Source organism: Pseudomonas sp. NPDC089996 (assembly GCF_044748405.1).
In the GTDB taxonomy this organism is placed as follows: domain Bacteria; phylum Pseudomonadota; class Gammaproteobacteria; order Pseudomonadales; family Pseudomonadaceae; genus Aquipseudomonas.
On record NZ_JBIVGA010000012.1, the window covers coordinates 14,974 to 29,582 of the forward strand.

15 protein-coding genes are annotated in these 14,609 nt (G+C 62.4%); 9 read left to right on the forward strand and 6 right to left on the reverse strand.

Going from position 1 to position 14,609, the window contains the following annotated elements:
* Positions 1–80: 80 nt before the first annotated feature.
* Together dddP and ACIPW4_RS20185 are read right to left on the reverse strand one after the other, a co-directional pair.
* Complete coding sequence (gene dddP / locus ACIPW4_RS20180; protein WP_400660877.1) at positions 81–1,427, reverse strand: dimethylsulfonioproprionate lyase DddP; 1,347 nt, start codon at positions 1,425–1,427, stop codon at positions 81–83.
* 123 nt (positions 1,428–1,550) lie between these two features.
* Positions 1,551–2,777, reverse strand: coding sequence for an SRPBCC family protein (locus ACIPW4_RS20185; protein WP_400660879.1), 1,227 nt, complete (start codon positions 2,775–2,777; stop codon positions 1,551–1,553).
* A 160-nt stretch (positions 2,778–2,937) separates the two neighbouring features.
* Here ACIPW4_RS20185 and ACIPW4_RS20190 point away from each other — a divergent pair, with 160 nt between their 5' ends.
* Positions 2,938–3,927, forward strand: a complete 990-nt coding sequence (locus tag ACIPW4_RS20190) for a LysR family transcriptional regulator (RefSeq protein ID WP_400660880.1) — start codon at positions 2,938–2,940, stop codon at positions 3,925–3,927.
* 6 nt (positions 3,928–3,933) lie between these two features.
* On the opposite strand, the gene ACIPW4_RS20195 is transcribed toward ACIPW4_RS20190, so the two are convergent.
* On the reverse strand, positions 3,934–4,413 hold the full coding sequence (locus ACIPW4_RS20195) for a VOC family protein (RefSeq protein ID WP_400660882.1): 480 nt from the start codon (positions 4,411–4,413) through the stop codon (positions 3,934–3,936).
* A 143-nt stretch (positions 4,414–4,556) separates the two neighbouring features.
* On the opposite strand from ACIPW4_RS20195, the gene ACIPW4_RS20200 reads away from it, so the two are divergent.
* From ACIPW4_RS20200 to ACIPW4_RS20210, 3 genes are all read left to right on the forward strand, one after another.
* The gene (locus ACIPW4_RS20200) at positions 4,557–4,838 is read left to right on the forward strand and encodes a hypothetical protein (RefSeq protein WP_400660884.1); all 282 of its coding nucleotides are present in this window, start codon (positions 4,557–4,559) and stop codon (positions 4,836–4,838) included.
* Positions 4,839–4,978: 140 nt separating this feature from the next.
* Positions 4,979–6,316 carry a hypothetical protein gene (locus ACIPW4_RS20205; protein ID WP_400660885.1) on the forward strand — a complete coding sequence of 446 codons (1,338 nt, stop codon included), beginning with the start codon at positions 4,979–4,981 and terminating at the stop codon, positions 6,314–6,316.
* A 91-nt stretch (positions 6,317–6,407) separates the two neighbouring features.
* The gene (locus ACIPW4_RS20210) at positions 6,408–7,619 is read left to right on the forward strand and encodes an MFS transporter (protein WP_400660887.1); all 1,212 of its coding nucleotides are present in this window, start codon (positions 6,408–6,410) and stop codon (positions 7,617–7,619) included.
* A gap of 200 nt (positions 7,620–7,819) precedes the next feature.
* On the opposite strand, the gene ACIPW4_RS20215 is transcribed toward ACIPW4_RS20210, so the two are convergent.
* Positions 7,820–8,368: a TetR/AcrR family transcriptional regulator gene (locus ACIPW4_RS20215; protein WP_400660889.1), complete on the reverse strand. Its 549-nt coding sequence runs from the start codon at positions 8,366–8,368 to the stop codon at positions 7,820–7,822.
* A gap of 263 nt (positions 8,369–8,631) precedes the next feature.
* Between ACIPW4_RS20215 and ACIPW4_RS20220 the strand changes: the two genes are divergently transcribed.
* Positions 8,632–9,282 (forward strand): TIGR04211 family SH3 domain-containing protein, encoded by a 651-nt coding sequence (locus ACIPW4_RS20220; protein ID WP_400660891.1) that lies wholly within the window; start codon positions 8,632–8,634, stop codon positions 9,280–9,282.
* A gap of 70 nt (positions 9,283–9,352) precedes the next feature.
* Here ACIPW4_RS20220 and ACIPW4_RS20225 read toward each other — a convergent pair whose 3' ends face one another.
* A complete protein-coding gene (locus tag ACIPW4_RS20225; protein ID WP_400660892.1) occupies positions 9,353–9,625 on the reverse strand; it encodes a hypothetical protein in 273 nt (90 codons plus the stop codon).
* 91 nt (positions 9,626–9,716) lie between these two features.
* Positions 9,717–10,637, reverse strand: a complete 921-nt coding sequence (locus ACIPW4_RS20230; RefSeq protein WP_400660894.1) for a LysR family transcriptional regulator — start codon at positions 10,635–10,637, stop codon at positions 9,717–9,719.
* 124 nt (positions 10,638–10,761) lie between these two features.
* Here ACIPW4_RS20230 and ACIPW4_RS20235 point away from each other — a divergent pair, with 124 nt between their 5' ends.
* From ACIPW4_RS20235 to ACIPW4_RS20250, 4 genes are all read left to right on the forward strand, one after another.
* Complete coding sequence (locus ACIPW4_RS20235) at positions 10,762–11,496, forward strand: SDR family NAD(P)-dependent oxidoreductase (RefSeq protein ID WP_400660895.1); 735 nt, start codon at positions 10,762–10,764, stop codon at positions 11,494–11,496.
* An 18-nt stretch (positions 11,497–11,514) separates the two neighbouring features.
* The gene (locus ACIPW4_RS20240; protein WP_400660897.1) at positions 11,515–11,721 is read left to right on the forward strand and encodes a 4-oxalocrotonate tautomerase family protein; all 207 of its coding nucleotides are present in this window, start codon (positions 11,515–11,517) and stop codon (positions 11,719–11,721) included.
* A 354-nt stretch (positions 11,722–12,075) separates the two neighbouring features.
* Positions 12,076–13,905, forward strand: a complete 1,830-nt coding sequence (locus ACIPW4_RS20245) for a PAAR domain-containing protein (RefSeq protein WP_400660899.1) — start codon at positions 12,076–12,078, stop codon at positions 13,903–13,905.
* Positions 13,898–14,554, forward strand: a complete 657-nt coding sequence (locus ACIPW4_RS20250; RefSeq protein ID WP_400660900.1) for a DUF2931 family protein — start codon at positions 13,898–13,900, stop codon at positions 14,552–14,554. Before ACIPW4_RS20245 ends, ACIPW4_RS20250 begins: the two co-directional genes overlap by 8 nt.
* The last annotated feature ends 55 nt before the right edge of the window (positions 14,555–14,609 follow it).

Sequence of the window (14,609 nt, forward strand, 5' to 3'; positions counted from 1 at the left end):
GCCGCTCCTACAGAGGCATGCGATCGCTTGTAGGAGCGGCCTTGTGTCGCGAAAGGACTGCGTAGCAGTCCCCTCTACGGTCAGTCGCGCAAGAAGCTGTCTTCGAACGGATAATGGGTCAACAACTCGAACCCGCTCTCGGTCACCAGCAACTGGTTCTCCAGCTTGATCCCGTCGCGCCCGCCCACCTCGCCGACATAAGCCTCGACACACAGCGCCATACCCGGCTGCAGCTCACCCTCATAGCCATACGACTCAAGGTCTTCCGGATACCGAATGCTCGGGTATTCGTCGCACAGCCCCACCCCATGGAACATCACGCCATAACGCTGCGCACGGCAGCTTTCAGGCAGGCGGTGGCCATTGCGCGTGAGTTCGGTAAAGCGCACGCCAGGCTTGACCATCTCGGCGTTGACGTGGATGTGCTCATGGGCAATGCGATAAAGCCGCTTCTGCTCGGCAGTGGGCTCCACATCACCGCAGATCCAGCTGCGCGACATATCCACGCAGAAGCCGTAGACACCGATCAGGTCAGTGTCGAACGACAGCAGGTCGCCATCGCTCAATACCCGCGGGCCGGACTCCTGATACCAAGGGTTGGTGCGCGGGCCGGAGCTGAGGATGCGGGTTTCGATCCACTCGCCGCCACGGCGTATGTTGCCTGCATGCAGCGCGGCCCAGACATCGTTTTCGGTGGCACCAGCGCGCATGGCCTGGCGCATCTCGGCAATCGAGGCTTCGCAGGACGCCACCGCACAGCGCATGGCGAGTATTTCGTCCGGCCCCTTGATCAGGCGGGCGAATTCGGTGACTTCCTGGCCGTTGTGCACCTGCACGCCCAGCGCATCGAGGGCGCGCAGGCCGGCGACTTCGATGCGGTCCACGGCCAGGCGGCGGTTGTTGCCGGCATGGCTGCGCAGCAGTTCATCGACCTGGGCGCAAAAGCGTTTGGCATGCTCCTCGGTGCGGTCACCGGTCTCGAAATAGAAGAACGACGCGCCGCTGCGCAGCTCGCTGACCAGCGGCAAGTGCGCGGAAAGGTGGTCACAGCCATGGAAGTCCCACAGCACCACGTGGCCGCTGGCGGCGACGAAACAGGCACGGGCCGGGTTGTGGGTGGTCCACAGCTGCATGTTGGTGGTGTCGGTGGCATAGCGGATGTTCAGCGGGTCGAACAGCAGGATGCCTCCCAGGTCGCGGGCGATCAGCTGTTCACGGATGCGTTGCAGGCGGTATTCGCGCATGCTCGGCAAGTGTGGCGCCTGCAGGCCGAGGCTGGCCCACTCGGCGAAGGCCAGCGGGGTCGGGCCGATTTCGGTGCGGTCGTTGTCGTCGACCGAGCCATCGGCCTTGAGCGCGGCGGCGCGCTGGCGGGATGGGTCGATGCGGCGGGCCTGGGCGGGTATCGAGAACGGCGATGTCATCATGGCGTGCGGTTTTCCCTGGTCTTATTGTGTGGAAACTGCGGTGTTGATGATGTTCGATTATTGGCCGGCCAGCGCGCTCAAAGCCGTCAGGACAATGCCCGAAAGCGGCGCTGGCCGATGGCGTCACACGATGCGCGGCGAAACCTCGCTCAAGCGCCGGGCCATCAGTTCGCAATACCAGTCAACGAACTGACAGACGCCGTTTTCCACCAGCTCCGAGTAGGGGCCAGGCTGATAGGCCGGTGACGTCACACCGACCTGGGTGCCCTCTACCAGGCGGCGATCCTGGTCGTTGGTGGCCATCCACACCTTGGTCAGGCGCTCGAGGTCATAGTCCACGCCCTCCTGGGCGTCCTTGGGCACCAGCCACTTGGTGGTCACCAGGGTCTGCCCCGGCCCTTGCGGCAACACGCGGAAGCTCAGGGCGTGGTCGCCGAGAAAATGGTTCCAGGTCGAGGGGTAGTTGAAGTAGAGCAACGCGCCGATGTTGTCCACGCCGCTGCGGTCCAGGCGCCGGGCCACGGCCGGTTTGCCGTCCATGGTATAGCTGCTGGCGCCGTTGTTGAGCGGGATGCGGGTCATGCGGTACTGCCCGCCCGGATCCATGACCAGGCGGCTGGCCATGCCGTTGGCTTCGCAGACATTCCAGTGTGCGGCCAGCTCCGGGTCTTCCTCGCCACCAATGCCCTGCACCGACACGTTCTCGACGAACGAGTTGAGCAGCTCGGGGTGCGTACCGTCGCAGTGATAGCACTCGCGGTTGTTCTCGAACACCAGCTTCCAGTTACCCTGCTCCACCAGGTTGGCCTCGAAGGCCACCTTGCAGTCTTCCAGGTAGTGCGGGCCAATGAAGGGCGACACGGCACTGCGAAACTTCTCGAAGTCCGGCGCGACCTTGGCCACACATACGTAGATATAGCTGTGCACCACTTCGCAGTGGGCCGGCACCAGGCCGTGGTCGGCGGTGTTGAAGTCAGGGCCCATGTTGCCGGCGAACAGCAGACGGCCATCGAGCTCGAAGGTCCATTTGTGATACGGGCACACCAGCTTGGCGACCTTGCCCTTGGCTTCGGTGCACACCTTGGAACCACGGTGCCGGCAAGCATTGTGGAACGCCCGCACCTGGCCATCGCCACCGCGCACCACGGCCACCGGGTAATCACCGATCTGCAGGGTGATGTACTGGCCGGGCTTTTCCAGTTCGAAGGTGTGCCCGGCAAAGATCCACTCGCGGTGCCAGATCTGCTGCACATCCTGCCGGTACAGATCCATATCGTTGTAGGCGGCCCCCGGCAAGCCATGCTGAGGTTTGCGTTGTCTGATCAGGTCCAATACATCGGTGTGCTGCATTATTGTTGTTCTCCCGTGTGGGACTTCAATGCAGGGATTCGTTCGGTTAGTCTTTGAAACGAATAACGAAGCGTCATCGCTGCTGCCTGATCACAGTCTATTGCCAGTATTTAGGGGCAAAGAATCGACATTTTCTGAGGCTAATTGATTACCAAAACGTATGGTCAAGCACACCGAACCCGATCAGACCTTGATCAAGATGCCCTCGCTGCGCGCCGTCAAGGCATTCGTCGCTGCCGCCCGCTACCAGAACTTCACCCGCGCGGCCGAGGCCTTGTGCGTGACCCAGGCGGCTATCAGCCGGCAGATCCGCGACCTCGAGGAGCACCTGGGGGCGGAACTGTTCAACCGTGCCGGCCGCGCTGTAGAGCTGACGCCGGCCGGTTCGATCTTCTACGACGCCGTGCAGCTGTCATTCACCAACATCGCCCAGGCTGCCGACCGCATCCGCCACAGCGAGTCACCCAAACAGCGCATCACCCTGTGCTGCACGCCGGCATTCGCCAACTTCTGGCTCGGGCCGAAGTTACCGGCATTGTTCGCGGCCTACCCCGAGATCGACCTGAACATCGTGACGATGCAGAACTTCCTGACCCTCGAGAATGGGGTCAACCCGGACATCATCATTTGCAAGATGGCCAAGAGCGGCCAGGGCTACTTCAGCCAGCCGCTGGTCTGCGACGTGATCTACCCGGTGTGCACACCGCAGTACCTGGAACAGCACCCGGATATCCGGACGCTGGACGGCCTGCGCAACACCGCCCTGCTCAACCTCAGCCCGTTCGGCCGCTCGCAAGTGGCCGAACACGTCGACTGGAAGGTCTGGTTCGCCTACCAGGACATCGACCTTGACCGGCGTGACGCAGACGCCCCGCAACTGTTCAACGCCAACGACTACAGCCTGCTGATGCAGCTGGCACAGAACCACCAGGGCGTGGCACTGGGCTGGCATTACCTGGTCGCGCCGCTGGTGGAACAGGGCCTGCTGGTGCGGCCGGTAAGCGACACCCTGGTGCACCGCGATACTCGCCATTACCTCAGCCTCAGCGAAGCGAAGAGCCGTGATGCCAATTGCTGCAAGTTGCGCGACTGGCTGGTCGAGCAGTTCGACTGGTCGCTGCATGAAGAGGCCGACAGCCTGCCTGACTAGGCTGTACTAGCCCTTCAACGCCGCCTCGATCTTCGCCACGTCGATCTTGCGCATGGTCAGCATGGCGTCGAACGCCCGTTTGGCGGCGGCCTTGTCGGGGTTGGCGATGGCTTCGATGAGGATGCGCGGGGTGATCTGCCAAGAGATGCCCCACTTGTCCTTGCACCAGCCGCACTGGCTCTCGCTGCCCCCATTGCTGACGATGGCATGCCAGAGCCGGTCGGTTTCGGCCTGGTCCTCGGTGCTGACCTGGAACGAAAAGGCCTCGCAATGCTTGAACGCGTCGCCGCCATTGAGGCCCACGCAAGGGATGCCCATCACGCTGAACTCGACGGTGATCACATCGCCAGCCTTGCCTGAAGGGTAGTCAGCGGGGGCCGGGTGCACCGCTATGACCTTGCTGTCGGGGAATGTCCTGGCGTAGAAATTCGCCGCTTGTTCGGCATCCTGGTCGAACCACAGGCAGATTGTGTTCTTGGCAGTCATGGCAAGGCTCCTGGGGGGGAACAGAGAGCATTGAGTCTAGCCCCTGAGCCTTGGCCTACCTGATAAAAATGCCAGTTTTGCGCAACGCCCAGGTCGGCGACCATGGGTTGCACGGGCAATGGCCCGCAACGGTGGACTTGCCCATGGAAAGCATCACCCACGGCCGGATTGCCTGGTTCAGCGCCGACAAGGACTTTGGCTGCATACTCTGCGAAAACCAATGTTGCGCGCTGCTCCGGGGCAAGGATCTGCTGGATAACTGCTGCCCGCCAGCCACGGGCCAGCGTTTCAGTTTCAGGCTCGAATACAAGCGCAATGTGCTCTGGGCCCGAGAAGCAGCACCGATTTTGCCGTTGCCCGACGAATTGACCATCGGCGTACCTGACGATCTCGGACAAGTACCGGGACGACGAACACACCGTTAACCCGAGCGTCCGAGGCTGACGGAATAACGATCAGAATCACCCTACAAGACTTTGTGAAATTTCCCACAACCCACACCTGGCAAGGCACTGCATTATCCCTGACAAACCTCACAAGCGACATTTCGCAGGGAGATACAGGTTTGTCGGATTTCAAATCAAAGTTGCAGCACCTCAGCGCCGAACAGATCGAGGCGTTGTACGACGAGTACATCGGCGGTGAGAAAATTGCGCTGCTGCTCGAACGCTACGCCATCGACATCGCCCCCAGCAGCCTGATCAAGGCCTTTCCCCCGGTGCCGTGCGCCGAGCTTGAATGCCCTTACTGCGAAGTCAGCCTGCATGAGCGGCGCAAAAGCCGCTCGGCCTACAGCTGGAACGACAACATGGCCTTCTGCCCGAACTGCGCGCATCGCCACTACTTCCCCGGGCGCAACCAGTGGCATCGCGCGTGTACCTGCCAGCCTTGCGTGGCGGCGCGCGAGCGTGCCAGGCAGGCACAGGCCATTGAGCAGCGCATACGCATCAAGGAGCAGTGGTCATTGGCAAAGCGTTTGCCCGTGCCTTTTACCACGTTGTCGATCACCCGCCAGCTGCAACTGCTGGCCATGCTCGAGATACGCATGGATGCGCAAAGGGGTTGCATCCAGGCCGCGGAAAAAACTGCCGGGGATGCGCGTGTCAGCCCGTCCCCAAGCATGGATTCGGCGATACTGCTGGCGCTGCACGAGGACCAGATCCTCCTGGTCGACCCCGAGTCGCCGCTGGATGCCTTCAGCGACGACCCCACACCGAAGGCCTGGCAGAACAAGGTGCGCTGGGTCGCCAACGTCAGCCTGGACGGCCAGCAGCGTGCCGGTATCGCCCCCTTGTACCGCGCCCTGCACAAGGCCCTGTCCAATGGCCCGCAGGCGCAATGGCGCGACGAGATCTCCGCCGCCATCAAGCAGCTTTGCAGCGAAGAAGTCTGTGCCTACATCGCCACCCGCAGTGCAGAACACGGCCTGCCCTTCGAAGCCAGGAACAAAGCCGCGGAAGTGGCCACTCAACTGCTCGACGCACACCCGGTACGGCACATCTGGTCGCTGGCCAACACCGCCGTGCGCGGGGCGCTGTCGTTTGTCGCGCGCGCCCAGGTCAGCAAGCGTCACGCGGCCAACACCATCCCCGGGAGCATGCTGTCACTGAGCGAGCGCGCCATCAGGGAGCAATGGCAGTTCAATGTATCGGCCTACGACACCCCTGCACCGCGCTCAGGGTTCAGCCAGGCGCTGTTCGATGTGCTGTTGCAGCAGCATGATCATGGCCTGCGGCGCACCGTGAGGGAGTACATCGCAGAACTGCCCGGGCAGCCAGATGCCAACGGCGGCAGGCTGTTCTGCGCCATGTGCGGGTCGAACCTGGTGCATGCGCAAGCGGGCCTGCGGGAAACCATCGTCAACTGCAAGGATTGCCTGGCCAGGACCCTGGTGACGACCTAGGCAGGTCGCGCGGCAGGCATTGACCGGCGGTTCGTACATGCGTACGATTTTTCCGTACACTTGTACGACTATGCTTTCAGAGAGCCCCACCATGCCTGCCGCCATCACCGCCTGGTCCCGCCATGCGCTTTACCTGCTGTTCATGCTGCCCGGCCTGACCCTGGCCACCTGGGTCACCCGCACCCCTGCCCTGCGTGACGGCCTGCAGGCTTCCACCGAACAGATGGGCATGATCCTGTTCGGGTTCTCTACGGGGGCCATGCTGGGCATTCTCAGCGCCGGCCGCATGATTACCCGCCACGGCGCCAACCGCATGCTCCGCCTCGGCCTGCTGGGCCTGTCGGGCGGCTTGTGCGTGCTGGCAGCGAGCAGCGACCTGAACAGTGCCTGGTGCGCCTTTGCCGGCCTGCTGGTCTTTGGCCTGGGCATGGGCTGGGCGGACATCGCGGCGAACATAGAAGGTGCAGCGGTGGAAAGGGCCATCGGCGCGCCTATCATGACCACCTTGCACGGTTTCTTCAGCCTTGGCACCCTGGTCGGGGCACTGATCGGCATGGCCATGACCGCTGTCGAGGTACCGTTGGATATGCATTTGCTGGCCCTGGCCGGCCTGTCGGCGGCCGCCACCCTGGTCCTGATCGGGCAGGCGCCACGGGCCAGCGAACAGCCAGACGCACAACAGGCCAGCGGTGCCGAAGATGTGCATTGGGCGGCCTTGATCAAGGACCGGCGCCTGCTGCTGATCTGCCTGGTGGTGCTGGCCATGGCCCTGGCCGAAGGCGCGGCCAACGATTGGCTGCCGTTGCTGATGATCGATGGCCACGGTTTTGCGCAAACCACGGGTACCTTGATCTACATGGTCTTCACCCTGGGCATGACCCTCGGCCGTTTTGCCGGGGCGCCGGTGATTCGCCGCTTCGGGCGCACCTTCACCCTGCGTGCCAGCGCGTTGATCGGCACCTTCAGCCTTGCCCTGGTGGTGTTCTGCGATGTGCAGTGGGTGGCCGCTGCCGCCGTGGTGCTTTGGGGCATCGGCGCTTCGCTGGGCTTCCCGCTGGCCATCTCGGCGGCGGGTGAAAGCGGCACCGGCAGTGACCAACGGGTGCGCCTGGCCGCCACAGCCGGTTACCTGGCCTTTCTGGTCGGCCCGCCGCTACTGGGTTTCATCGGCGAGCATTTCGGCTTGCGCCTGGCCATGCTGCCGGTGCTGACGCTGGTGGCTATCGCCTACGTGCTGGCCTCGTCCCTCCAAGAGCGGAATGGCCTGCAAGCAGAGACTGCAGCCAGTAAGCAAGCTGGCTGACGCGGTTTGCTGTTTGCTGTTTGCTGTTTGCTGTTTGCTTTTGCTTTGCTTCTAAACGCGCGGTAGTTCAGCAAACGCCAAATGCGACTTCAGGAGGCCGAACTATTGCGCGCTTAAAAGCAAAAGCAGAGCAAAAGCAAAAGCAAAAGCAAAAGCAGGAGGCTACGAAGGTCAGTGGCACGCCGATGCCTGTGCTGTCTTTACGCAATCGCCTCGATCAACAACAGAATGTCGCCCCGGCTAACCGTGGTCTTGCTCAGAGCATTATGAATGGTGAAACCTTCGATCAACGCATCCAGTGCTCGCGCAGTCTTTTCGTCGAAATGGATCTGCAGGGCCTGACGCGACCGGGCCATCCAGTCATCCATCACGTAGGTGTACTCGGGGTTGCGCGAGACGAAGGTGTACAGCTCGAAGATCAGCAGCATCTGCCCCGAAGCCTTCCACAGGTCACCGCAGATCAGGTCGGCGACCAGTTCGCGGGCGTGGGCCCGGTCACGGGCTTCGCCGAGCTGGCGGAAGTACAGGTCAGCGATGCCGTTGCACATCTTCACAAAGGCTGCCGCAACGATTTCATTGATGTTGGCAAAGTGATAGGTCATGGTCCCGGGCGAAACGCCAGCCTCGGCGGCAATGCGCCGGTAGGTCGCACAACCGGCACCTTCCTGGCGGATGACCTGCAACGCGGCATCGATGATCACGGCCTTGCTGTCTGCTGTGGCGACATCGTGCTTCTTCGGTCTCGGCATGCTCGGCTCGCTACGGTCTGTGCCAGCGAGGATAGCAAGGAAATCCACGCTGCTGTCGATCTCTCCCCCCGACAAAGGCTCCTGCGCGAAGCGCCTCTAGCCCGGCTGTTGCAACATTCTGTAGGCATTTCCTATATCCAGCAGTGAACCTGCTGTCAAAAAAGCGGTCTGTCCCTGACGGTCAACTCACCGACCGGTTCGCCGGCCCCGTCGCTGATCTACAGTGTCCGGGCCTATTTTTCCTGTTGCAGCGAAGACCCAACATGCCTGAATCCCGCCCAGCCTCCCTTGCCCTCCCTGCCCTGCGCGGCAGCCTGCTCGCCGCCCTGGTGGCTCTTGCCGTCCCCGCGCATGCCGAAGAGCCGGCCAGCGATGCGCGCTGGGTCAGCGACAGCCTGAGTACCTACGTGCGCAGTGGCCCGACCGATGGCCACCGCATCGTCGGCACGCTCAAGTCCGGGCAGAAACTCACCCTGATCGGCAGCCAGGGCAACTACAGCCAGGTGCGCGGGCAAAATGGCGACCTGGTATGGATCCTCACCAGCGACCTGCAGTCGGTACCGGGCCAGAACGAGCGCCTGCCGCAACTCGACGCACAGGTGGCGGACCTGTCCGGGCAGCTAAAGACCATCGACGACAGCTGGAAGAACCGCGTGCAGGGCATGCAGGAAACCCTCGACTCGCGCAAGAAGCTCATCGACGAACTGGAAGCACGCAACCAGGCGCTCAATGAACAGCTCGACCAGAGCCAGTCGAGCCTGCGCGATACCCAGGCACGCCTGGGCGACGAGAACAAGCAGGTGATGATGCGTTACATGGTATATGGCGGCAGCATCGCCGGGGCCGGCCTGCTGGCGGGGCTGATCCTGCCGGCGCTGACCCGTGGCCGGAAGAAGAACGACCGCTGGTTCTGATGCTCGACCCAGCAGGCCTGTACCGGCCTCTTCACGAACATCGCCGCGAAGAAGCCGTACAGCCATGCAACTATTTGCTGCGGGCCTTGTTGTAGATGGTCTTGGCCTGGTCAGCCGAGGCCTGGCATTGGGTATAGTCCCCCTTCGCCTGCGCGTCCTTGGCTGTTTTCAAATGCTCTTTGAAGTCATGTGCCATGCCACCATGCAGCCCCGGGCCATCGGCTTTATGGATAGTTTCCAGTTCACTGATCTTGGCCGCACAGTTGCTTTGGGGATCCGCGTGGGCGGTAAAACTCAACACAGAGGCAAACACCAGCAGAGGCACGAATTTCAGGGATTTCATGGAGCGTTCTCCTGGGCAATCGGAATGATCATCGAGAGACATTGGCTCGACGCAGAAAAGAGCATAGTCGGCGCATGACTCATGTGTCAGTTCAGCTCAACGGTCGAGCGCCCTCGGCAAACAGGAAATCGATGAACGCCCGTACCCGCAGTGGCATGTGCCGAGCCTGGGGGTAGATCAGCATGAAGGGCCGCGCAGTACCGCCGTATTCGCCCAGCACCTCGACCAGTTCGCCACGCTCCAGTGCATCCTGCACGGTGAAGCGGTAAGCCTGCATCAGGCCAGCGCCATGGCGCACCAGCGTCGCAGTGGCCAGAAAGTCACCCAGGCAGGTGAAGCCACCTTGGGTATCCACTTCAACCTCACGGCCCTCGATGCGGAAACGCCACGGTGGACGGCGGCCGTTGCTGGCCAGCTCGAACTGGATGCACTCATGCCCGGCCAGGTCCTGCGGCACCTGCGGCGTTCCCATGCGCGCCAGGTAGGCCGGTGTCGCCACCACCACCAGCTCGGCATCCTCCAGGCGCCGTGCCACCAGCCGCGAATCGGCGGGCTCGCGCCCACGGATGGCGAGGTCGAAGTGCTCCTCGGCGAAGTCGACGTTGCGATTGCTCACATGCACATCGACCTGCACCTGCGGATAGCGCTGCCGGAATGCCGGCAGCAACGGCAGCAAACGGTGATGCGCATAAGGGGTGGGCGCGCTGATGCGCAGGCGGCCACTGGGCGCGGCCTGGCCACCGGTGGCCTGGCGCTCCGCCTCGACCAGCTGGCCGAGCGCTTGTCGGCATTGCTGGTAATAGGCAAGGCCTGCGTCGGACAGCCGCATCTGCCGGGTGGTCCGCACGAACAGGCGCACGCCCAGGCGCTCTTCCAGGCGCGCCACGCTGCGGCTCACCGCTGCCGGGGTGACGCCGGCCTCGGTGGCAGCAGCGGTGAAGCTGCCGGTATCGGCAGCCAGGCAGAACAACTCCAGGCTGCCCAGTTGCAAGTCGTCGAAGTGGCGGGTCATGGCGGCTCGATTGATTACATGGTGTATCGATTGAAATGCCATACGGCTTATTTTTCAAGCAGGCGTCGCGCCCTACAGTGATCTCCACCACGCGCCAACCGGCGCACTTCTGGAGAACGTACGCATGAACACGCCAAGAACCGTCATCATCACCGGGGCCTCAAGCGGCCTGGGCTTCGCCCTCGCCGAGGCCTTCCTCGAACGCGGTGACAACGTGGTCGGCAATGCCCGCAGCCAGGCACGCCTGGACCAGGCCGCCGCCCGCCTCGGCCATTCGCAACGCTTCGTCGGTGTGGCCGGCGACATTGCCGAAGCCGAAACTGCCCAGCGCCTGATCGCCACGGCCCAGGCCACCTTTGGTGGTGTCGATATCCTGATCAACAATGCCGGCATCTTCATCCCCAAACCTTTCACCGATTACAGCGAGGCCGACGTCGACGCACTGGTCGGCACCAACCTCAAGGGCTTTTTCTATCCATCCCAGGCAGCGGCAAAGGTGATGGCGGCGCAAGGCCATGGGCAGATCATCGCCATCACCGCCTCCATCGCGCTGCAACCCGATACTCGCGTGCCGGCGCTGTTGCCGGTGCTGGTCAAGGGCGGGCTCAACCAGGCGGTCAAAGGCCTGGCCCTGGAGCTAGCTGCCAGCGGCGTGCAGGTCAATGCGGTGGCTCCGGGGATCATCGATACACCGCTGCACAATGACAATGTCGAGGGACTTGGCGCCCATTCACCGAGTGGTCGCACGGGCAAGCCGCAGGATGTGGTGGATGCCGTGCTGTACCTGACCGATGCGCGCTTCGTCAGCGGCGTCATCCTGCCCGTGGACGGTGGCAGCACCGCCGGCACCTGGCACTGAACAGAGGAGCGAACAGCCATGCCATACGTCCATATCCGGGTGACCGATGAAGGGGTGACCCAGCAACACAAACGCCAGCTGATCGAGGGCACTACGCAGTTGCTGCAACAGGTACTGGGCAAGCCGCCGACCAGTACCTTCGTGGTGATCGAGGAAGTGCCGACGGATAACTGGGGGGTGGGCGGCGAGACCGTGACCGCGGTTCGCCTGCGCGAGAGGCCCTGAGCCTACGTGGATCGCGCCAGTTCTCATGAATTGGGCAATACCAGCACTCGGCGCCAACCCCGCCTGCACAATAGCTGTCTAGCGATATATGGCTAGGAATTTTCCTACAAACCACCAAGACGCGTCTTATTTACCCTGGAGGCACTACCCCCCGACTCTTGCGGTTCCGTACCTGATGACTCACCCCTCCCTGCGGGTGGGTCGGTGCTTCAACTGTAGAGAGGGAAGTCAGTGGCTATAGGACATTTCATTCGTCAGGGCGACAAGACTAGCTGTGGGGGTGTTGTCATCGAAGGGGCTACCATCACAGGTGGTCTTGTCGTGGATGGGCATAGCACCACGGGTGGCCTTGTCGTGGAAGCGAATACCACCACAGGCGGTTTTGTCGCGGAAGGGAATACCTCGCTCATCCTGAGCGGCACTACCCAGGCGCGCGAAGGGGATCTGGTTTCATGCGGCAAAGATGGCAAGCTCTACCCGATCATGGGTGGCATCCCAAGCATGCACAGTACCGGCGTCCCGTTGGCCGGCACCCTGCACAGCTGCAGCGGTTGCCCGTGCAGGGCCACGCTGCTGCCTTCGTTGTACAGCACCACCTACCAGTCTGAAGGCACTGGCACCAGGGTCGCAACCTCTTCAACATCGCCAAGCATCGCCGCAACAGCCCCGCTGCCAAAGGCTGCACTACCCTATGCACCCAAATCGGGGATGTCCAGCCTGCCGGAGGAGGAGGAGGAGGAAGAAGCCCTAGAGGATGCAGGTATCGTCGTGCGCCTGGGCCTGTTCTTCGACGGTACCGGTAACAACCTGGCCAACAGCGCCGCCACCGAGGGCTGCCATGCACTCAACCTGGGTATGACGCAGTCGGTTGCCGAGGATGTGCTCAAGTACTGCGCCGGCTACGGTTACGACGGGCAAGGCAACACGCCGGATAACAGTTACGGCAATGGCGTCAGCAATGTTGCGCACCTGCATGATTTGTATCCTGATGACAGTCAAAAACAACTGCTGCCCGGGTCTGACGAGGCCCATCTCAAAGTCTATCTCGAGGGTATAGGCACCCGCAGCGGCCTGGCCGACTCGGTCTACAGCCAGGGCACCGGTAAGGGAAGCATGGGTGTGGTGGCGCGGGTCGAGCAGATGCCGGCTCTGGTCATGGAGAAGTTACGTCGATTCGCTTCATTCAACCCTCAGGTCAAGGTTCGCCGGATCGAAGTCGACCTGCTCGGTTTCAGCCGTGGTGCGGCGGCAGCGCGGCATTGTGCCAATGACCTGCTCAAGGGGACGGGCAGCCTGTTGGCTCAGGCCTTACCTGCCGGCTCACCCATATTGACCGCGACATTTGCCTGGCAACATCGCAACGATTTCGCCCTCAACTTCATCGGCCTGTTCGACACCGTGGCGGGTATCGTTTCGCTGGGTGACGGCGATTTCAGTCCGCACAATGCTCACAACCCTGGGCTCGAACTGCGCCTTGCGCCGGGTATGGCACGTCAGGTCATCCATCTGACAGCGCGTGACGAGTACCGGCACAACTTCTCCCTGACCCAGGCCGAAGTGGATATCGAGCTTCCAGGCTGTCATTCGGACATCGGCGGTGGCTACCTGCCCCTGATGCGCGAAAAACTGCTGTTGAGCAAGCCAGACAGCAGCCTCGAAATCGACTCGCTCGCCAACGAACGCAGTGCCGCCTATTCGCGTACCCGACAGCACTATTATCAAGAAACGCGTCACTGGCTGGACTACATCCCCCCTTCCGGCCTGGACATCGCCACCTGGTCAGTGCCTGTGCAACAGCAGCGGCGCGACACCGTGGCGGACAAGCGCGTGTATGCCGCCATTACCGGCGAACGCGAAGTGCGCGGCGGGCTGTCGCTGGTGTACTTGCGGATCATGCGCGAACTGGCGGTGCGTGCCGGGGTGGCGTTCAAAGCTCTACCCGACACCCAGACTTTTGCGTTGCCCGCAGAGCTGCAACCCATTGCGGCCAAACTCCAGGCCTTTGCCCTGCGTGAGGCGTACACGCCGCTGACCGCTGAAGAAGCTGCCCTGTTGCGCCGCCGCTACATCCACCTTTCGGCGAACTGGAATGCGGCCAAAGGCTGGAACGACAGTGCGTTGGATGTGCTGTTCATCAATCGTCCGGCTTCGGGCATGCAGCGTCGGGAACACCCCAATGAATAGCGTGAAGGCGTTGGTGTCATTAGGGCTGCTGCTGTGCTTGAGCGGCTGCACCTATGGTGGGCCTCGGCTGCCCTACGATTCGTGGCGGCTAGGGTTACTCGCGCCCGATTACATGGAGGTATGGATTGAGAGCGCCGATGCCGTGGACGTGCAGGACCGTGTGTTCCGCCGGGCAATGAGCGGGGTTGCCGCGATCCAAAAACCCAAGAACCTCAAGGGCGATCCACGCGGTTGGCCGGAGGAGCCTGGCGATGGCGCAGGCAAGCAGGTCTTGGGAGCCGACCTGCCTCGCCTGCTCTACGTGCGCTGGCAGTCGTTGGCTGAGCCGCAGACCTATGAGGCCTATATCGTGATTCCCGAGGAAACTCGAAAGGCGATGCTTGTGGGCGAAAAAGCTTACTGCCGCGCTGACGGCCAATGGATCACGGACTATCGCAACATGCTGAGTATCGGCCTGGCCCCAGGTGGTGTGGCCCGGGTGTGGCTCATGGGGCAGTGCCTGTCCGCGCTCGATGTCGCGCGGGTGCAGGGCACGGTGGTGAAACTAGGCCCAGATGGCGGGCAAAGCGGCGGCCGATATGCCTTGCCCCTGGAGCCGCAGTCCCAGGAGTACATCGAGCGGTACGGGATTCCCTATGACTCGTGGTGAAGCAGAGAGCAAAGTGTCCTTCGCGGGGCTGGGCTGGAGGCCGAGATCGCGCCAA